Here is an 18,174-nt window from a genome sequence, read left to right on the forward strand (position 1 = left end):
AGGTCTGACGGGTAGGTGCAGGCGTTCGCGGGCTCGATCGCGGTCGGGGGGCCGGTGCACCAGCAGCCCCGCCGCGCGGGGGCGTTCGAAGACCTCCCTGCGGCGTGCAGCGGGTGGAGACGCCGGAGCAACGTCTGGCCCTTGCGCGGCAGGCCCATCGCGAGAGCTGACCGGGCCGCGGTGCTGGCCGGCGGGTGCGTCGCCGTCGGGCCGTGGCGCGAGCCTGCGGCGCGCTGGGCACGCGTGGCGGGGCGAGACGGCCTGGGCGCGGTGCCGGCTGGTCGACGGGTTGACTGGTTGACTGGTCGGCGGGGTGGCTGGTTGGCTGGCGCGTTCGGCGCTCGGGCCGTGTGACTGCGTCCGATTGCGGACACGGGTGCGTGGCGGGATGACAACGCGACGTGCCGCGGCCCTGTCTCCCGGTAGCGTCCCGCCGTCCATGCAAGGTGCTTGTGCTACGGGGTTGGGTGTTCTGCGACGGAGGGCCCATGAGAGCAGACGTCGAACAGATCCGGCAGGCCGACGAGCTGGCCGTGCGCCAGGCTGCGGCACCCACGGCGGTCGCGCGGCAGGTCCCGGCCAGCACGTCGATCTCGCCGGTCGACCTCGGCCCCGTGATCTTCGCGCTCTGGCCCGTCCCCGGAGGGTTGGCGTCGCTGGGGTGCACGGCCGTGACGCCGACGAGACGCGCTCCCACGAGACCGCCGGGGACCCGCTCACCGAGCTGGACGATCTGCGGGCCAGAGCCGAGCAGCGGTCTGCCGGGTCGCGTGCTCGGCTCCAGGGAGAGGAGAGATCGTGAGTACGACGTTTCATGCGCAGCCTGACGAGCTTGAGCGCTGGGCGGGCACGCTCGGCGGCGCCGCGCGGGCCATCACCGACCCCCTGAACGCCCTCGACCGGGCGGCGCAGACGCTGCGTCGCGACTGGAGCGGCGCGGCGCGGCTCGCCTTCGACGACGCGCAGCGCCAGCGGCTGACAGGGACGGCCGGTCTGACCCAGCTCGCGCAGGACTCGAGCCGGAGCCCAGACGCGGCCGCGCAGCGCTGTCGCGCCGCAGAGCAGGCCCACGCTCACCGCTGGCCGCTCGGGTGAAGCAGGTTCGTCGCGGGCGACTGTTCTCGTGGCAGGCGCGCCGCATTGCGCCCGCCCGCAGGTTCGTCGTCGCCCTTGCGCCAGACGCGGCGCTGCACCTCGCCGACCACATGCTGCGCTCCCGGCACTTCAAGCCACGGGCCACCGGTCCGTCCGGTGTGCGGTTCTATCGCTATGGCACGTGGGTCGGTAGCGCTCTGCTCGCGGACTTCCGCCTGCTGGCCCCGTTCTTCCCCGAGCCGCTGCGCCGCACCGTGACCTTTGCTCAGGTCGCCGTGGAAGCCACCCCTGCTCGCCCGGCCGCCCACGGGACCGCACCCACCTGGCTCACCGTCGCAGCCATCCCGGACCCGACTGGGGCCAGCGCCTGCGTGACCGGCGCGATCGAGGCGATCGAGGCCGAGCTCGCCGAGCGACGCGCACTCATCCACGCCGAGCCGCCCACCTCGACATACGACCTTGACGGGGACGGGATCAGGCCGGAGCGGTTCCAGCCCCCGCGCCGCGCGTAGCTCTCGCTGGACGACGGGCGTGGGACGGCGGGGACAGGGTCGTCGTTGCTGCCGGCCGCCCTCGCAGGTGACTGCGCCGACGTCGTCCTCGGCGATGCCGCAAGACCGTGCCGCGTCGGTGCCTCAGCGGAAGACGACCGTGCGGTGCCCGTCCAGCAGCACCCGGTGCTCGGCGTGCCAGCGCACCGCGCGCGCCAGCGTGCGCCGCTCGACGTCCTCACCGATCGCGACCAGGTCGGCCGGGGTGCGCGAGTGGTCGACGCGCTCGACGTCCTGCTCGATGATCGGGCCCTCGTCGAGGTCGCCCGTCACGTAGTGCGAGGTCGCGCCGATGAGCTTGACGCCGCGGTCGTGCGCCTGCACGTACGGGCGCGCGCCCTTGAAGCTCGGCAGGAACGAGTGGTGGATGTTGATGACCTGGCCCGCGAGGTCGCGGCACAGGGCGTCCGAGAGGATCTGCATGTAGCGCGCGAGCACGACGAGCTCGACGTCGAGCTCCTCGACAAGGGCCCGCAGGCGGTCCTCGGCGTCGGCCTTGGTGTCCGCGGTGACGGGGATGTGGTGGAACGGCTTGCCGTAGAACGCGGCGATGTCCTGCAGGTCCGGGTGGTTGCCGACGACGCCGACGACGTCGATCGGCATGCCCTGCGACCGTTCGCGGTACAGCAGGTCGACGAGGCAGTGCGCGGCCTTGCTGACGAGCAGCAGCGTGCGCACCCGGCGTCCGACGGCGTCGAGCTGCCAGGTCATGCCGAACGACTCGAACGCAGGCGTCAGGGCCGTCACGAGCTCGTCGCGCGTCGCGGAGGACACGACCTGAAGCCGGAGGAAGAACAGTCCCGAGGCCGGGTCGCCGAACTGCTGCGACTCGGTGATGTTGTCCCCGCGGGCGGCGAGCGTCCCGGTCACCGCGGCGACGATGCCGGGCCCGTCGGGGCACGAGACGGTCAGCACCCACTCGGTGGGCGCGCTGCTGGCAGGGGCGTCGGTCATGGGGACTGCGTCGGTCACGAGGACACGGTACGGCCACAACGCGCACGTCGGCGTCGTCGTCTGGTTCGATGCACCTATGGACGACGCCACGCAGGCCACTCGCATCGCTCTGGTCGACGACGCCGACGCGGGCGAGCTGCTCACGTTGCGTCGCGCCGCGTTCGTCACCGAGGCACAGGTCTTCGGCGACCCGAACATCCCGCCCCTGACGCAGACCCTCGCCGAGCTGCGCGAGGACCTCAAGCGTGACGACGTCGTCACGATCGGCGCGTGGGAGGGGCACCGGCTGGTGGGTTCGATCCGCGTCGAGCTCGAGGACAACAAGGCCACGCTGGGCCGCCTGGCGGTCGCGCCCGACATGCAGGGCCGCGGCATCGGCACGAGCCTGCTGTTCGCGATCCTGCCGCATCTGCCCGAGCAGGTCACCGAGGTGTGGGCGTTCACGGGGAAGGACTCGAAGGAGAACCTGACCATGTACGCCAAGCACGGTTTCGAGGAGCACCACGACGACTCCGCCGGCGCCCTGACGTACACGTACCTGCGCCGCGTCCTCCACGAGGTCGAGGCCCGCAACGCCGGCTAGCGGCGAGTTCGAGCACTAGTCGGGAGTTCGAGCCCTCGTGCGCTCGAACTGGACGACAACCGCTCGAACACCGACCCCCATCGCGTCAGCGGGCCAGGGAGGGGTGGAGGAGGGCCGGGGTGGGGTGGGCTGTGGTGCGAACCTCCGGGGGAAGCGGGCGAGGAGGCGAGCCGCCGTCGGGTCCGGGCGGTCCTGGGCCGTCGCGCGGAACGGGACGATGCCCGTCGCCTCGACGATCGCGTCCGTGCGCCGCTTCTCGGCGAACAGTGCCTGCGCGCCGTCATACCCCGTGCCCAGCGCACCGTCGGTGTACTTCACCCGGCCGTCGAACTCCGCGAGCACGCCGTGCTCGGGCCAGGCGATGTCCGCGCGGAAGGTCCCCAGGCGCGTCCGGATCGGATGCTGCGTGACCGGCCGCGGCAGCCCGGCGCGCAGCGCGAGGTAGCGCAGCCAGGTCTCCCACGGTGACTCCGCCCCCGGGTCGGCGAGGTCGAGCACGACCCGCGCCCGCCTGCTGCCGCGGACCGGGCCCAGTGCGGCAACGCGGTCGAGCACAGCTTCCCGATCGACGCCGTCGGCCAGCGCCGCGTCCGCGACGACGAGCCCGGCAAGCGGGTGCGCCGTCCGCGCGACGTCGACAAGTGTGCGCTCGCGGCTGGTCACGAGCAGTCCGTCGCGCTCGACGACGTCGCCGCCCGGCAGCCGAGAGAAGTGGCGCGCGACGTCCGCGGCGGCCGTGCCCGCCCGCCGTGTGCCCTGGGTGACGTGCGTGCGCGCGGGCACCGTCCAGGTGGGCCAGCCCCACCAGGTCGCTGCCGACTCGTGGCTGAACACGGGGGCCAGGAGCTGGAGCGAGACGGCCCGCATCCGCAGCCGCGCACTCTCCCGCGCGCCCTGGGCCGACGCGAACGCCGACACCGGTCCGCGCCGCTCGCCCCGCAGGGCACCGTCGGCGAGGTCGCCGACCCCCTCGCGGCCGGCCCCGCTGGCGCGGCCGGTGCGCAGGTAGGCTCCGCGGCGCACGCGTTCGACGGCTCCGCGGTCGAGGTCGCGCCGAAGGCGGTCCCGGTCGGCATGGCGGGCAAGCAAGATCTCAGGAGGCTCGGACACGCCGCACAGGCTGCCCCACCCACCCCTGCCAGCACCCCCCCACACCGCCCCCTGTGTCGACAACCCCCAACCCACCGACGGTGTGAACACCGTCGCTTCCAGGGGGTTGTTCGAGCGATTGTCAGTGCGTTCGAGCGCTCGGGGCTCGAAGTTTCGACTGATGCTCGAACTCACCCGCGGCCGAGAGCTGTCGCGCCGGTGATCGCTGCGACGACCTTTTCGTAGGTCGCGCTGCGGGCCTCGAACGAGCCGTTGTTGCGGCCGTGGCGCAGCACCTCGATGCGGTCCGCCACCGCGCGCACGTCGCTCATGTTGTGGCTGATCAGCACGACCGCGTGTCCGAGATCGCGCAGGGACTCGATGTGCGTGAGCACCTCGGCCGTGTGTGCAACGGACAGCGACGCCGTGGGCTCGTCGAGCACGACGACGCGGGGGTGGCCCAGCAGCGTGCGGGCGATCGCGACGGTCTGCCGCTGGCCGGCCGAGAGCACCGACAGCGGAGTACGTACCGACGGGATGTTGGCGGTCAGCGAGGTGAGGATGCGACGCGCCTCCTCCTCCATCTCCGCGTCGTCGAGCGGGGTGCCGAGCCCTCCGCGCCGGTGCGGCTCCAGGTTCTCCAGGCGACTCATGCCCGCCCGGCCCAGCCCTGGTCCGCCCGGCCGTTCCAACCCCGGCCCGTCCAGACTCGGCCCGTCCAGGCGCGACCCGTCCAGACTCGGCCCGCCGGAGTCCGGCCCGCCGGAGTCCGGCCCGTCAGCGCTTCGCCAGCCCAGGCCGGGCAAGCGCGGGTCGCCACCGTCCGGATCCGGCCGACCCGGAGCGCGCCGGCCGAGGACTCGTCGGCCCAGCCCTCTGCGGCCCTTCGCGGTGCGCGCCAGCCCGCGCCGCGTCTGGCGCAGCTCGCGCCCCAGATAGAGGTTCTCGACGACGTCGAGGTTCTCGCACAGGGCCAGGTCCTGGAACACGGTCGCGATCCCGAGCGCGTGCGCGGCGGCAGGGGAGGGGACGGTGACGGGCTCCCCGTCGAGCTCGATGAACCCCGCGTCGGGTTGCAGCACGCCCGAGATGATCTTCGCGAGCGTCGACTTTCCCGCGGCGTTGTCGCCGACGAGCGCGACGACCTCGTGCGCGTGCACGTCCAGGTCGACGTCGGTGAGCGCCTCGACGTGGCCGAACGCCTTGTGGATCCCGCGCAAGGACAGCACGGGTGGGGTGTGGGTGGTGGTCACCGCGCGACTCCTTCGACGTCGGTCTCCTTGCGCGCCAGCTCAAGCGCGCCGATCAGCTCGGCCCGGGGTCCGAGCTGGCCGGCGACGACGTCGACGGGTGCGAACCGGTGCGGGAGTGCGTGCCGGTGAACCGATTCTCGCAGAGCGACGACGACGCCGTCTCCCGCGCGCGCCAGCTCTCCGCCCACGACGACGACCTGTGGATCGAGGAGCGTCACCACCCCCGCGACGACCTCACCGGTGAGGCGGGCGGCGTCCGCGAGCACGCGCGCGCACCCGGGGTCACCCTGCTGCGCCCTGCGTACGACGTCGCGCAGCGTGACCTCGCCGAGGGCGGGTCGTAGGAGCTCGAGCAGTGCGGCCTCGCCGACCTCGGTGTCGAGACATCCGCGGTTGCCGCACGAGCACACCGGTCCGGCGGGTGACACCTGCACGTGGCCGAGCTGCCCGGCGGCGCCGGAGCCGCCGTGGTGCAGGCGCCCGCCCAGGATCAGCCCGGCGGACGTTCCGTACGAGAGTCGCACATACAGGACGTCCTGCACGTAGCGGCCGGCGCCGAGCTGGTGCTCGGCGAGCGCGCCGAGGCCGGCGTCGGACTCGACGTGGACGGGGCGGGCGAGCCGCTTGGTGAGCACCTGGGCGACGGGCACCTCTTCCCAGCCGCGCAGCGCCCCGCGGACGGCGATGAGCCCGGTGCCCGACTCGACAGGCGCGGCGATCGCGACGCCGACGCCCAGTAGCCCGTCGAGGTCCGTGCCGACGCGTTCGAGCAGGTCCACGATCAGGAGCGCGGCGCGGTCGAGCGACGTGTCGGGGCGGTGGTCCGCGGGAAGGGGTAGTGCTTGTTCTGCCACGACGTCGTGCGCGAGGTCGCCGAGCGCGACGGCGAGCGAGCGGGGTCCGATGTGGATTCCGGCGACGAGCCCGGCGCTCCGGGCGATCGTCACGCGCAGTGCGCGCCTGCCCGAGCGCGACGTCGTCTCCGTCTCGACGACGCCGGTGCCGACGAGCTCTTTGACGATGGTCGACACGGTTGCCGTCGAGAGTCCGGTGGCGGCTGCGAGCTCGACCTGGGTGAGGCCGCCGAATCGTTTCACCGCAGCGACGATGCGGCTCCGGTTCGCCTCACGGAGCGAGGTTTGGGAGCCGGGTGACGGCGTCGTGTCCCTGCGCACGCTTCGAGGGTAGCGCTGTCGGGCCCTGAGTTAGAGTCTTGAACACAATCTGATCACGATGACGCGGGTTGCGTCATTTGGCGTTGAAAGTCGAACGCAGCGGGGCTACGTTCTCGGTGGTCCCAAGGTCGGCACCACGGTCTCGCAACAGGCGCTAGACAGCCTCGACACCGGCGTGAAGGCCTATGGCTCGACGGGCGCGCTGCCCGTCTCCTGTACTCGACGACGAAGAAGGAATGACGATGAGGTCTTGGCGCAAGCTCGTGGCGATCGCCACGGTCACGCTCACGCTCGGCGCCCTCGGAGCATGCTCCGCGGAACGCAGCGACGACGCCGGTGGCGACGGGAGCGCGGCTCCCGGCGACACCCTGATCGGCATCGCGATGCCGACGCGCTCGCTGGAGCGCTGGAACAACGACGGCGCTCACCTGGAGTCGCTCCTGCAGGACGAGGGCTTCAAGACCTCGCTGCAGTACGCCGACAACAAGGTCGACCAGCAGATCACCCAGATCCAGAACATGATCAACGAGGGCGCCGACGTCCTCGTGATCGCCTCGATCGACGGCACCGCTCTCGGCCCGGTCCTGCAGACCGCCGCCGACGCCGGCATCAGGATCCTGGCCTACGACCGCCTGATCAACGACACGCCCAACGTCGACTACTACGCGACGTTCGACAACGAGCTGGTCGGCACCCTTCAGGGCCAGTACATCGAGGAGCAGCTCGGCCTCAAGGACGGCGCCACCGGCCCGTTCAACATCGAGATGTTCGCCGGCTCGCCCGACGACAACAACGCGCGCTTCTTCTTCAAGGGTGCGTTCGACGTCCTCAAGCCCTACCTCGACAGCGGCGTGCTCGTCTCCCCGTCGGGCAAGGTCCCCGCGGACCTCGACGGCTGGACCCAGATCGGCATCCAGGGCTGGGAGTCGGCCCGTGCGCAGTCCGAGATGGAGAACCGCCTCAACTCGTTCTACCAGGACAAGCAGGTCGACGTCGTGCTCTCGCCGAACGACTCGCTCGCCCTGGGCATCGCGCAGGCCCTGGCCGGCGCGGGCTACACGGTCGGCCAGGACTGGCCGCTCCTGACGGGCCAGGACGCCGACGTCGCCAACGTCCGCAACATCCTCGCCGGCCAGCAGTCGATGACCGTGTGGAAGGACACCCGCACGCTGGGTGACCAGGTCGCCAAGATGGTGACCCAGATCGTCAACGGCGAGACCGTCGACGTCAACGACACCACGTCGTACGACAACGGCGTCAAGGTCGTCCCGTCGTTCCTCCTCAAGCCGCAGGTCGTGACCAAGGACGACGTGCAGTCCGTCCTCGTCGACTCGGGCTTCCTCAAGGCGTCCGACGTCGGTCTGTGACCGTCTGCCGGCCCGCGACGCACGCGTCGCGGGCCGGCCACCCCGCCCTCGACCTTCCGGGTGCTCCCCGGGTCGACGGCAGGCATGTCATCACGACCACCAGACGACCCAGCAGTAGACGAGGAAGGAATCCGTCATGGCCACCCAGAAGACGGAGCAGGCCGGGTCCGGGGGCGCACCGGTCGCGCCCGTCGGGGACCTGATCTTGCAGATGCGCAGCATCAGCAAGGAGTTCCCCGGCGTCAAGGCCCTGAGCGACGTGACGCTCGAGGTCCGCCGGGGTGAGGTACACGCGATCTGCGGCGAGAACGGCGCCGGCAAGTCGACGTTGATGAAGGTGCTGTCGGGTGTGTACCCGTACGGCACCTACACGGGCGACATCCTGCTCAACGGCGAGGAGGTGCGGTTCAAGGGGATCCGCGACTCCGAGGAGGCGGGCGTCGTCATCATCCACCAGGAGCTCGCGCTCGTCCCGCGCCTGTCGCTCGCCGAGAACATCTTCCTCGGCAACGAGCAGGCGGCCGGCGGCGTCGTCGACTGGAACCTGACCCGCTCCCAGGGGGCCAAGCTCCTCAAGCGCGTGGGGCTCGCCGACAACCCCGACGTCACCCCGCTCGACATCGGCGTGGGCAAGCAGCAGCTCGTCGAGATCGCCAAGGCGCTGTCCAAGAAGGTCGACCTGCTCATCCTCGACGAGCCCACCGCGGCGCTCAACGACGAGGACAGCGCGCACCTGCTGGGCCTGATCCGCGAGTTCCGGGACCAGGGCATCACCTCGATCATCATCAGCCACAAGCTCAACGAGATCGCGGCGATCGCCGACCGTGTGACGGTCATCCGCGACGGAGAGACGATCGAGACGCTCGACTTCCACGGGGCGCAGCCCGTCACCGAGGACCGCATCATCCGCGGCATGGTGGGTCGCTCGCTCGACCACCGCTTCCCCGAGCACCACCCCCAGATCGGGGAAGAGGCGCTGCGCGTCGAGGACTGGACGGTCCACCACCCGATCGACACCGAGCGCGTCATCGTCGACCACGCGAACATCAACGTCCGCCGTGGCGAGATCGTCGGCCTCGCGGGTCTCATGGGCGCCGGGCGGACCGAGCTCGCGATGAGCCTGTTCGGGCGCTCGTGGGGCTCCAACATCTCGGGCCGCGTCTTCAAGGAGGGGCAGGAGATCACGCTGCGGCGCGTCGGTGACGCGATCGCGGCCGGCATCGCCTACACCACCGAGGACCGCAAGGCGCTGGGCCTCAACCTGATCCAGACCATCCGCGAGAACGTCTCGGCGTCCGCGCTGGGCAAGGTCTCGAACTGGTGGGGCGTGGTGCGCAGCGGCGCGGAAGAGGTCGTCGCGGAGAAGTACCGCAAGGAGTTCCGCATCAAGGCCCCGACCGTCGAGTCCCTCGTGGGCAAGCTCTCGGGCGGCAACCAGCAGAAGGTCGTGCTGTCCAAATGGGTGAACGCCGACCCTGACGTGCTCATCCTCGACGAGCCCACGCGCGGCATCGACGTCGGTGCCAAGTACGAGATCTACGGGATCATCAACGCCCTCGCCGACGCCGGCAAGGCCGTGATCGTGATCTCCTCCGAGCTCCCCGAGCTCATCGGCGTCTGCGACCGCATCTACGCGATGAGCCAGGGCCGGATCACCGGCGAGGTCCCGCGCGAGCAGGCCACGCAGGAAGAGCTCATGCGCTACATGACGATGGAGAAGGCCCCGGCGGCTGCCGGCGTGGCTGTGGAAGGAACCAACCGATGAACGTTCTGAGGGAGTACCTCGGCCGCAACGTCCGCCAGTACGGCATTGTCGCTGCGCTCGTGGTGATCGTGCTGCTGTTCCAGTTCCTGACCGACGGCCGCCTCCTGGCGCCGAACAACATCGCGGCACTGATCCAGCAGAACGCGTACGTCATGATCCTGGCGATCGGCATGGTGGCCGTGATCGTCGCGGGGCACATCGACCTGTCGGTCGGCTCCGTGGTCGCGTTCATCGGCGGTCTCGTGGCGATCATGATGCACGACTGGGGCTGGCCCGTCGCCATCGCGATCCTCGCGGGGCTCGCCATCGGCGCCCTGGTCGGGGTCTGGCAGGGGTTCTGGATCGCCTACGTGGGCATACCGGCGTTCATCGTCACGCTGGCAGGCATGCTCATCTTCCGCGGTCTGGCCATCGTGCTCGTCGGGCAGACGGTGGCCCCCCTGCCGTCCGGGTTCAACCGCATCGGTAACGGGTCGCTGCCGAACTTCCTCGGGTTCCTCGGGAACATGGACGTCGTCACGCTCGTCATCGGCGTCATCGCGATCGTCGGCCTGGCGTTCTCGCAGGTGCGCGCCCGTGCCAACCTCGTCCGGCACGAGCTGAGCGTCGAGCCGATCGGTGCGTTCATCGGCAAGCTCGTGGTGATGGCCGCGCTCATCGCGCTCGTGACCTACTGGCTGTCGCTGTCGCGTGGCGGCACCCCGATCATCCTGCTCATCGTCGGCGTCCTGATCCTCGGCTTCACGTTCGTGCTCAACCGCACGGTGTTCGGCCGGCACGTGTACGCCGTCGGCGGCAACCGCAACGCGGCCATCCTGTCGGGCGTCAACTCCCGCCGCACGGACTTCATGATCTTCGTCAACATCGGCATGCTCGCCGCGGTCGCCGCCATCGCGACGACGGCCCGTGCGGGTGCCGGCGTCGCGGCGGCCGGCATGAACTTCGAGCTCGACGCCATCGCCGCCTGCTTCATCGGTGGCACGGCCGTCTCGGGCGGCGTCGGCCGGATCTCGGGAGCCATGGTCGGCGCGCTCATCATGGGCGTGCTCAACATGGGCCTGTCGATCCTCGCGGTCGACGCGGCCTGGCAGCAGGCCATCAAGGGTCTGGTGCTGCTGCTCGCGGTCGCGCTCGACATCGTCTCCAAGCGCCGAGGGGCGCTGGGCTGACGGAGCTCGGCTGAACCGGCGCCGCTCGGCGCCCACCTGACATCGCCATCAGGGAGCCGTCGGACGTGGGGTGACCCCCACAGGTCCGGCGGCTCCTTGGTGCGTTACCCTGGACGGCGTCGCGACTGGCGCAGCCCCCTCCGCACGCGGGGACGGGGCAGGTGGATGACCACCAGGGAGCGGCAACGCTGTAACGACGACGGGTCGTCCGCCTGGGCCCTGTGTCATGACCTCGTGTCACGTCCATCGTCCGTCGCAGCGGCGTCCGTCGCTGCGTCCCGCAGCCAGGGAGCACGCCATGTCCTTCGAGACTCCGAGCGCACACACCCCCGACCCCCTCCTGACCGGCACCCTCGCCGACGTCGACCCCGAGATCGCCGCCGTGCTCGACGGGGAGCTTGCCCGCCAGCGCGACACGCTCGAGATGATCGCGTCGGAGAACTTCGTGCCGAACGCCGTCCTCCAGGCGCAGGGCTCGGTGCTGACCAACAAGTACGCCGAGGGCTACCCCGGCAAGCGGTACTACGGCGGCTGCGAGCAGGTCGACATCGCGGAGAACCTCGCGATCGCCCGCGCCCGCACGCTGTTCGGCGCCGAGCACGTGAACGTCCAGCCGCACTCGGGCGCCCAGGCCAACGCAGCCGTGCTGCACGCGCTCGCCACGGCGGGCGACCGCATCCTCGGTCTCGAGCTGGCCCACGGCGGCCACCTGACGCACGGCATGAAGATCAACTTCTCGGGCCGCCTGTACGACGTCGGCTCCTACGGCGTCGACCCGCAGACGTACCGCATCGAGATGGACGAGGTCCGCACGAAGGCGCTGCAGCACCGGCCCGAGGTCATCATCGCGGGCTGGTCGGCCTACCCGCGCCACCTCGACTTCGCCGCCTTCCGCGAGATCGCCGACGAGGTCGGCGCGAAGCTGTGGGTGGACATGGCCCACTTCGCCGGCCTGGTGGCCGCGGGCCTGCACCCGTCGCCGGTGCCGCACGCCGACGTCGTCTCCTCGACGGTGCACAAGACCATCGGCGGTCCCCGCTCGGGCTTCATCCTCGCCAAGGAGCAGTGGGGCAAGAAGATCGACTCGGCCGTGTTCCCGGGCCAGCAGGGCGGTCCGCTCATGCACGTCGTGGCGGCCAAGGCCGTCGCCTTCAAGGTGGCGGCGTCCGAGTCCTTCAAGGACCGCCAGGAGCGCACGCTGCGGGGCGCGCAGATCATCGCCGCCCGCCTGTCCGAGCCTGACGTCGCCGCGGCGGGTGCGTCGGTGCTCACGGGCGGCACCGACGTCCACCTCGTGCTGGTCGACCTGCGCAGCTCCGCGCTCGACGGTCAGCAGGCCGAGGACCTTCTGCACGACGCGGGCATCACCGTGAACCGCAACGCCGTGCCGTTCGACCCGCGCCCCCCGCGTGTCACGTCGGGCCTGCGCATCGGCACGCCGGCCCTGGCCACGCGTGGCTTCGGCGACGCGGAGTTCACCGAGGTCGCCGACATCATCGCCGTCGCCCTGCGTGACGGCGCCGCGGCCGACGTCGAGGCGCTGCGCGCCCGCGTCCGCACGCTGACGGAGAGCTACCCGCTGTACCCGGGCCTCCAGCAGTACTGATCGGTGACGGTACGGGTTTGTACAGAATCGGGAACGGTTCCTGTACAACCCGTACCGCGGGCCCCGGAGTGACGGGGGAAGGAGCGCAGATGGGCGCGCAGGTGCTGGACGGGAAGAGTGTGGCCGCCCGGATCAAGGGCGAGCTGAAAGAGCGGGTCGCGGGGCTGGCGGAGCGCGGCGTCGTGCCGGGGCTGGGCACGCTGCTCGTGGGTGACGACCCCGGGTCGCAGTGGTACGTCGCGGGCAAGCACCGCGACTGCGCCGAGGTGGGCATCGCCTCGATCCGCGTGGATCTGCCCGGCACCGCGACGCAGGAGGAGATCGAGGCCGCCGTGCGCCGCCTCAACGAGGACCCGGCCTGCACCGGGTTCATCGTGCAGCTCCCGTTGCCTCGCGGGATCGACACGAACCGGGTGCTCGAGCTCGTCGACCCGGCCAAGGACGCGGACGGCCTGCACCCGACCAACCTCGGGCGGCTGGTGCTGCGCGTCAACGAGGACGTCACCTCACCGCTGCCCTGCACGCCGCGCGGCATCGTCGAGCTGATCGAGCGGCACGGGGTGTCCCTGGCTGGCAAGCACGTCGTGGTCCTGGGCCGCGGTGTGACGGTGGGCCGGCCGATCGGGCTGCTGCTGACCCGCCGGGCCGTCAACGCCACGGTGACCCTCACGCACACCGGGACGACGAACCTCGCCGAGCTGGTGCGGCAGGCCGACGTCGTCGTCGCGGCAGCGGGTGTCAAGGGCATCGTCACGGCCGAGATGGTCAAGCCCGGCGCCGTGCTGATCGACGTCGGCGTCTCGCGCGAGACGGACCCCGCCACGGGCAAGTCGCGTGTCGTCGGTGACGTCGACCCGGCGGCGCTCGCCACCGCGTCGTGGTACTCCCCGAACCCGGGTGGTGTCGGGCCGATGACCCGGGCGATGCTCCTGGCCAACGTGGTCGACACGGCCGAGCGGGCGAGCTGACCCCACCGCGCGGCGCGCCTGCGGGCGCGCCGCGTCGTGGACCGATGACTTTCGCGAGCGGTGGCCGTCTACCTGGCGACCAGGGCCACCCGTGTGGGTGGCACCGCGATCGTGGGTGGCACCGCGATCGTGGGTGGCAAGGTGAGGAGGGCGGAGCCGTGGGCATCGTGAAGCCGCATCTGTGGTTCGCCTCGGGGGCCGAGGAAGCCGCCGCGTTCTATGCGAGCGTCATCCCGAACTCGCGCGTCGTCGGCGTGGTGACGGCGCCGCCGGGGGTGCCGGACGTCGAGGAGGGGGCGCCGTTCGTGATCGACCTGGAGCTCGACGGGATGGCGGTCCAGCTCCTCAACGCCGGGCCGGCGTTCACGCTCGACGAGGCGTTCAGCCTCGTCGTCGAGTGCGAGGACCAGGCGCAGGTCGACCACTACTGGGCAGCGCTCACGGCCGACGGCGGCACGCCGGGCCAGTGTGGCTGGCTGACGGACCGCTTCGGCGTGTCGTGGCAGGTGGTGCCGAAGCAGCTCGTCGAGATCTTCGGCGACTACACCACGGACGGCTCGCGGCGAGCGCTGGCGGCGATGTTCACGATGGGCAGGCTCGACATCGCGGCCCTGGAGGCGGCGGCCGCCGGGTAGGGGTGGCACACGCCGGCCGGGTCGCGCGGTCGACCTGCTCGGGGCGTTGTCGGAGCCGGATGACACAATCGCCCGCGTGAACCAGCTTGTCGTCGCCACCGCCAACGTCAACGGGATCCGTGCCGCCGTGCGCCGCGGCATGGGGGAGTGGCTGGACCAGCGCGCCCCCGACGTCCTGCTGCTGCAAGAGGTCCGCGCCCCCGACGCCGTGCTGAACGAGGTGCTCGACGGGTGGCATGTCGCGCACCAGGCGAGCGACATCAAGGGGCGTGCGGGCGTCGCGGTCGCCTCCCGCCTGCCGGTGCGCGCGGTGCGCGTCGGGCTCGAGGCCCACGGCCCGCACGAGGGACCCGAGCCCGCGGTCGACACGGGCCGGTGGGTCGAGGCGGACATCGAGGTGCCCGGTGCGCCCGGCGGGGAGCTGCTGACCGTGGTGAGCGCTTACATCCACTCGGGGTCGACCTGGCCCGAGGACAACCCGGTCAAGATGATCGAGAAGTACGCGTACCTGGAGAAGGTCACCTCGCGCCTTGCCGAGCTCGGTGCTGCGCCGGCCCCCGCGCTCGTGGCCGGCGACCTCAACATCGCTCACCACAACGTCGACATCGCCAACTGGAAGGGCAACCTCAAGAACGCCGGGTTCCTGCCCCAGGAGCGCGCCTACCTCGATCGCTGGTTCGGCGAGCTCGGCTGGACGGACCTCGGCCGCGCCCACGGCGGCGAGGGTCCCGGCCCGTACACGTGGTGGTCGTGGCGGGGCCAGGCGTTCGTCAACGACAAGGGGTGGCGTATCGACTACCAGCTCGCCAACCCGGCGCTCGCGCCGCGGGCGGTCAAGGTCGAGGTCGACCGGGCGGAGTCGTACGAGGCGCGGTGGAGCGATCACGCCCCGGTGGTGGTGACCTACGACCTGTGACGGCGTCGGGCACGCCGACCCGGGCGCGCCGGTGCGCGGCCGGGCCGGTGCCCCCGCCTCGGGCCGTCAGGCGTCGCGACCCGCGGCGTCCGACGGCGGGGCCGCGACGAACGCGGGAGCCGTCAGGCCTGCCTGCGCGAATGCCGTCGCCACCGCGGTCGCGACGGCGTCGACCTCGGACGTCCGGACCAGGGCGATGGTCGATCCGCCGAACCCGCCACCCGTCATGCGCGCCCCGACGGCCCCCGCGGCGAGCGACGCGTCGACGGCGAGGTCCGTCTCGCGCACCGTGACCTCGTAGTCGTCGCGCAACGAGGCGTGCGACGCGTTGAGAAGCCGGCCCACCCGGGCGACGGCCTCCTCGTCGGGCACGCCGTCCGCACCGAGGCCCTCGCGCACGAGCGCGACGAGCTCGGCCGTGCGGGCCGTCTCGGTGACGACGTGCCGCACGCGACGGCGCAGCGTGTTCTCGTGGTCGTGCGGCGCGAGGTCGTCCAGGGCCGCGTCGAGGTCGGACGGCGTCACCTCGCGCAGCGAGCCGACGCCGAGCAGCTCCGCGGCCGTCTCGCACGAGGCACGGCGTTCGGCGTACTGCCCGTCGACGAGCTGGTGCGGGGCGCGCGTGTCGATCACGAGCAGGGCGAGCCCGGCCGCCGCGAGGTCGAACGGGACGGGCTGGGCGAAGTCGCCCGGGGCGAGGCCGGGGCGGAAGTCCAGCAGCAGGGCCTGGCCGTCGGCGCACAGCAGCGAGGCCGACTGGTCGAGACCGCCCGTGGGGGCGCCCGCGATCTCGTTCTCGGCGCGGCGGGCGGCCGCGACGAGCTGCGCCCGCCCGGCGTCGTCGGCGCCCAGGCCGAGGCCGAACGTGTCGTCGAGCGCGACGGCGAACGCGCACTCGATGGCCGCAGAGCTCGACAGCGACGCGCCGAAGGGCACGCACGAGTCGACCACGGCGTCGAAGCCGCGCACGTCGTGCCCCGCCTGACGCAGCGCCCAGGCGACCCCCGCGACGTAGGTGCCCCAGCCGTGCAGCTCTCCGGGACGGACGTCGGCGAGCCGGATGGTCCACGGCTCGTCGGTCTGCTCGGAGACGATGCGCACGACGTCGTCGGCACGGCGGCGCAGCGCGACGTAGGTGCGGTGCGGCAGCGCGGTCGGCAGGCTCAGGCCCGCGTTGTAGTCGGTGTGCTCGCCGATGAGGTTGACACGGCCGGGGGCCGACCAGACGCCGTCGGGGGTGCCCGGCAGGGGACCGGTCTCGCCGTCGTCGTGGAACGTTCGAGCGAACAGGGCGAGCACGCGCCGGGCGCCCTCGTCACGTTTCCAGGCGGGCAGCCACTGGGGTGCGGGCATGCGGGTGTGCTCCTTGGGAGGGGTGTGTGGACGGTGGTCGCGGTGCGATCCTCCCAGGTGGAGAGGGGTTTCGCCGGGGTGAGACGTCCGCTGCGTCATGTTCGAGGCGCGCGGGCTGGACGTCGCCGCCCCGACCGAGCCTAGGGAGTCGCGGGTGAGACCGCCCGCACCGGTCCGCTCGGCACGACCGCGGCGACCGGGGATGCCGCCCTCGGAGAGCCTGCGCGATTCCGGCCCGGCGCCGACTCCGGGCTGGGCCGGCTCGTGCTGGGCTGGCTCGTGCTGGGTCGGCCCGTGCTGCTCGTCGATCGCGCGTCGTGGCGGACGCCGTCGCGCACGGCCCGGATGCCGGGCTCGCGCATCCCGCCCGGCGGCGGTCCCCCGAGGCGGACGGGGGAGGCGACGAAGGCGGCGCTCGCGAGCAGGGCCAGCACTGTCGCGACGGCGCAGGCGCGCACGAGGACCGTCGCCGTCCGCCTGCCGAGCCGCCGTCGTGCCAGGGCGAGCAGGCAGAGCCCCGCCAGCCCTCCGGCGGTGTTGGCGACGACGTCGGTGACGTCGGAGCTCCCGACGGCCAGGACGAACTGGGCGGTCTCAAGGCCCAGGCTTGCGCCCGCGACCGCCCCGATGACCTTCCACCACCGCCACGCCGGCGCGAGGAGCCCGAGGTACAGCCCGGCGGGGACGAAGAGGAGCAGGTTCATCGCGACCTCGAAGGGCTGGCTGGCACCGTGCCCGCCCGAGGCGACGAACGGCACGAGCTTGACGGTGCGCTGCGTGGTGCCCGTCCACGGGACGTCGAGCTTCCACAGCACGGTCCACACCAGCAGGGCGAGGTAGATCGCGAACAGCACGGTGAGCCGCGGCGTGACCCGGCGCGCGCCGTCGGCGACCGTGTCGTGCCCGCGCCGCGGGGTGCCGCTCACTGCTGCATCCTCGGGTCCTGCGTCGGGTCGGCGTACATCGCGGGGCAGCCGTTGACGGCGGCCTGCGGGCGAAGCTCGTAGTGCCAGGACTCGTTGGCGTAGATCTGGCACAGGCCGTACGCGGCCCCGTGCCGGGTCAGCCAGGCGGTGGCGCCCGCACCCGCGACGTCGACGGCGTCCCCGGACACGTGCGCGGACGTCTGCGGGGTGGCGACCCAGCGGGCGGCGGCCGCCGCCGAACCGTACTGCGTGATCGCCTGGTGGAGAAGCTGTTCCTGCTGCTCGGCGGAACGCCACCCGCTGGTCACGGTGATCGTGACGTCGTCGCCCGCCGCGTCGGTCGCGGCCGCGCGCAGGGCGGTGAGCAGCGCGGGGTGCAGGCGGGTCACGGTCGCCTCGCCGTCGTCGAGGACCGACAGCCCGCCCGTGCCGCCGGTCTCGCCGAGCGCGGGACGCCGGTCGCGGCCGGGTGCGGACGCCGCGGGCGCGTCGCCGGTGGCGTCGGGGGGCCCGGACGCGACGGCGTCGGGGGGCCCGGACGCGACGGCGTCGGGTGCGACCGCGGCTGCGGACGAGGCTGCTTCGGCCGACGCCGCGGCGAGCGGCGGGGTCACGACGGCGTGGTACGCGAACGCCCCGGCGAGCACCGCGCCTGCGACACCCGCAACCAGGAGCGCCCAGCGCGGGCGGCGGGCCGGTCGTCGTGCGTGTTCTCTGGTGGACATGCCACCAGTCCAGACGACGCCATGTTGCCAGGTCGTACACGGTT

General features: G+C 72.1%; 17 protein-coding genes and 1 riboswitch. Of the genes, 10 read left to right on the forward strand and 7 right to left on the reverse strand.

Annotation, left to right across the window (positions count from 1 at the left end; translation table 11 throughout):
* Positions 1 to 798: 798 nt before the first annotated feature.
* Positions 799 to 1,095, forward strand: a complete 297-nt coding sequence (locus tag ET495_RS16360) for a WXG100 family type VII secretion target (RefSeq protein WP_162616516.1) — start codon at positions 799 to 801, stop codon at positions 1,093 to 1,095.
* Entirely contained in the window at positions 1,092 to 1,607 is a 516-nt protein-coding gene (locus ET495_RS16365; protein WP_129205663.1) for a hypothetical protein, read from the forward strand. Before ET495_RS16360 ends, ET495_RS16365 begins: the two co-directional genes overlap by 4 nt.
* A 123-nt stretch (positions 1,608 to 1,730) precedes the next feature.
* On the opposite strand, the gene purU is transcribed toward ET495_RS16365, so the two are convergent.
* Positions 1,731 to 2,600 carry a formyltetrahydrofolate deformylase gene (gene purU, locus ET495_RS16370; RefSeq protein ID WP_129206088.1) on the reverse strand — a complete coding sequence of 290 codons (870 nt, stop codon included), beginning with the start codon at positions 2,598 to 2,600 and terminating at the stop codon, positions 1,731 to 1,733.
* Between the two features lie 76 nt (positions 2,601 to 2,676).
* Between purU and ET495_RS16375 the strand changes: the two genes are divergently transcribed.
* The gene (locus ET495_RS16375; protein ID WP_129205664.1) at positions 2,677 to 3,183 is read left to right on the forward strand and encodes a GNAT family N-acetyltransferase; all 507 of its coding nucleotides are present in this window, start codon (positions 2,677 to 2,679) and stop codon (positions 3,181 to 3,183) included.
* A 15-nt stretch (positions 3,184 to 3,198) separates the two neighbouring features.
* On the opposite strand, the gene ET495_RS16380 is transcribed toward ET495_RS16375, so the two are convergent.
* The 3 genes from ET495_RS16380 to ET495_RS16390 all read right to left on the reverse strand — a co-directional run bounded on the left by ET495_RS16380 (position 3,199) and on the right by ET495_RS16390 (position 6,622).
* Positions 3,199 to 4,293 (reverse strand): type IV toxin-antitoxin system AbiEi family antitoxin, encoded by a 1,095-nt coding sequence (locus ET495_RS16380; protein ID WP_129205665.1) that lies wholly within the window; start codon positions 4,291 to 4,293, stop codon positions 3,199 to 3,201.
* 170 nt (positions 4,294 to 4,463) lie between these two features.
* Positions 4,464 to 5,525 (reverse strand): ATP-binding cassette domain-containing protein, encoded by a 1,062-nt coding sequence (locus tag ET495_RS16385; protein ID WP_129205666.1) that lies wholly within the window; start codon positions 5,523 to 5,525, stop codon positions 4,464 to 4,466.
* Positions 5,522 to 6,622 (reverse strand): ROK family transcriptional regulator, encoded by a 1,101-nt coding sequence (locus ET495_RS16390; protein ID WP_245993155.1) that lies wholly within the window; start codon positions 6,620 to 6,622, stop codon positions 5,522 to 5,524. Before ET495_RS16390 ends, ET495_RS16385 begins: the two co-directional genes overlap by 4 nt.
* 320 nt (positions 6,623 to 6,942) lie before the next feature.
* Between ET495_RS16390 and chvE the strand changes: the two genes are divergently transcribed.
* The 7 genes from chvE (at position 6,943) to ET495_RS16430 (ending at position 15,126) form a co-directional block, all read left to right on the forward strand.
* Positions 6,943 to 8,067 carry a multiple monosaccharide ABC transporter substrate-binding protein gene (chvE, locus tag ET495_RS16395; protein ID WP_129205668.1) on the forward strand — a complete coding sequence of 375 codons (1,125 nt, stop codon included), beginning with the start codon at positions 6,943 to 6,945 and terminating at the stop codon, positions 8,065 to 8,067.
* Positions 8,068 to 8,278: 211 nt separating this feature from the next.
* Positions 8,279 to 9,832: a multiple monosaccharide ABC transporter ATP-binding protein gene (gene mmsA / locus ET495_RS16400; protein ID WP_281276198.1), complete on the forward strand. Its 1,554-nt coding sequence runs from the start codon at positions 8,279 to 8,281 to the stop codon at positions 9,830 to 9,832.
* Positions 9,829 to 11,001: a multiple monosaccharide ABC transporter permease gene (gene mmsB, locus ET495_RS16405; RefSeq protein ID WP_129205670.1), complete on the forward strand. Its 1,173-nt coding sequence runs from the start codon at positions 9,829 to 9,831 to the stop codon at positions 10,999 to 11,001. The genes mmsA and mmsB overlap by 4 nt, the downstream gene beginning before the upstream one ends.
* Before the next feature lie 111 nt (positions 11,002 to 11,112).
* Positions 11,113 to 11,226, forward strand: a riboswitch (ZMP/ZTP riboswitch).
* Between the two features lie 73 nt (positions 11,227 to 11,299).
* On the forward strand, positions 11,300 to 12,607 hold the full coding sequence (glyA, locus tag ET495_RS16415; protein ID WP_129205671.1) for a serine hydroxymethyltransferase: 1,308 nt from the start codon (positions 11,300 to 11,302) through the stop codon (positions 12,605 to 12,607).
* A gap of 89 nt (positions 12,608 to 12,696) precedes the next feature.
* Positions 12,697 to 13,575 (forward strand): bifunctional methylenetetrahydrofolate dehydrogenase/methenyltetrahydrofolate cyclohydrolase, encoded by an 879-nt coding sequence (locus ET495_RS16420; RefSeq protein ID WP_129205672.1) that lies wholly within the window; start codon positions 12,697 to 12,699, stop codon positions 13,573 to 13,575.
* Positions 13,576 to 13,733: 158 nt separating this feature from the next.
* Positions 13,734 to 14,210, forward strand: coding sequence for a VOC family protein (locus ET495_RS16425; protein ID WP_129205673.1), 477 nt, complete (start codon positions 13,734 to 13,736; stop codon positions 14,208 to 14,210).
* A gap of 139 nt (positions 14,211 to 14,349) precedes the next feature.
* Positions 14,350 to 15,126, forward strand: a complete 777-nt coding sequence (locus ET495_RS16430; protein ID WP_245993508.1) for an exodeoxyribonuclease III — start codon at positions 14,350 to 14,352, stop codon at positions 15,124 to 15,126.
* A gap of 66 nt (positions 15,127 to 15,192) precedes the next feature.
* Here the strand turns inward: ET495_RS16430 and galK are convergent, their stop codons facing one another.
* The 3 genes from galK to ET495_RS16445 form a co-directional block, all read right to left on the reverse strand.
* Positions 15,193 to 16,479: a galactokinase gene (gene galK / locus ET495_RS16435; RefSeq protein ID WP_129205674.1), complete on the reverse strand. Its 1,287-nt coding sequence runs from the start codon at positions 16,477 to 16,479 to the stop codon at positions 15,193 to 15,195.
* A gap of 140 nt (positions 16,480 to 16,619) precedes the next feature.
* Positions 16,620 to 17,405 carry a VanZ family protein gene (locus ET495_RS16440; RefSeq protein ID WP_245993158.1) on the reverse strand — a complete coding sequence of 262 codons (786 nt, stop codon included), beginning with the start codon at positions 17,403 to 17,405 and terminating at the stop codon, positions 16,620 to 16,622.
* Positions 17,402 to 18,130 carry a D-alanyl-D-alanine carboxypeptidase family protein gene (locus ET495_RS16445; RefSeq protein WP_129205675.1) on the reverse strand — a complete coding sequence of 243 codons (729 nt, stop codon included), beginning with the start codon at positions 18,128 to 18,130 and terminating at the stop codon, positions 17,402 to 17,404. Before ET495_RS16445 ends, ET495_RS16440 begins: the two co-directional genes overlap by 4 nt.
* Positions 18,131 to 18,174: the final 44 nt, after the last annotated feature.

The organism is Xylanimonas allomyrinae, assembly GCF_004135345.1.
GTDB classification, from domain to species: domain Bacteria; phylum Actinomycetota; class Actinomycetes; order Actinomycetales; family Cellulomonadaceae; genus Xylanimonas; species Xylanimonas allomyrinae.

What these genes read in the sequence shown, in the direction of transcription:
- purU (WP_129206088.1), bottom strand. Translation starts at nt 2,600, where the DNA reads ATGACCGACGCCCCTGCCAGCAGCGCGCCCACCGAGTGGGTGCTGACC.
- ET495_RS16375 (WP_129205664.1), top strand. Translation starts at nt 2,677, where the DNA reads ATGGACGACGCCACGCAGGCCACTCGCATCGCTCTGGTCGACGACGCC.
- chvE (WP_129205668.1), top strand. Translation starts at nt 6,943, where the DNA reads ATGAGGTCTTGGCGCAAGCTCGTGGCGATCGCCACGGTCACGCTCACG.
- mmsA (WP_281276198.1), top strand. Translation starts at nt 8,279, where the DNA reads ATGCGCAGCATCAGCAAGGAGTTCCCCGGCGTCAAGGCCCTGAGCGAC.
- mmsB (WP_129205670.1), top strand. Translation starts at nt 9,829, where the DNA reads ATGAACGTTCTGAGGGAGTACCTCGGCCGCAACGTCCGCCAGTACGGC.
- glyA (WP_129205671.1), top strand. Translation starts at nt 11,300, where the DNA reads ATGTCCTTCGAGACTCCGAGCGCACACACCCCCGACCCCCTCCTGACC.
- ET495_RS16420 (WP_129205672.1), top strand. Translation starts at nt 12,697, where the DNA reads ATGGGCGCGCAGGTGCTGGACGGGAAGAGTGTGGCCGCCCGGATCAAG.
- ET495_RS16430 (WP_245993508.1), top strand. Translation starts at nt 14,350, where the DNA reads ATGGGGGAGTGGCTGGACCAGCGCGCCCCCGACGTCCTGCTGCTGCAA.
- galK (WP_129205674.1), bottom strand. Translation starts at nt 16,479, where the DNA reads ATGCCCGCACCCCAGTGGCTGCCCGCCTGGAAACGTGACGAGGGCGCC.
- ET495_RS16445 (WP_129205675.1), bottom strand. Translation starts at nt 18,130, where the DNA reads ATGTCCACCAGAGAACACGCACGACGACCGGCCCGCCGCCCGCGCTGG.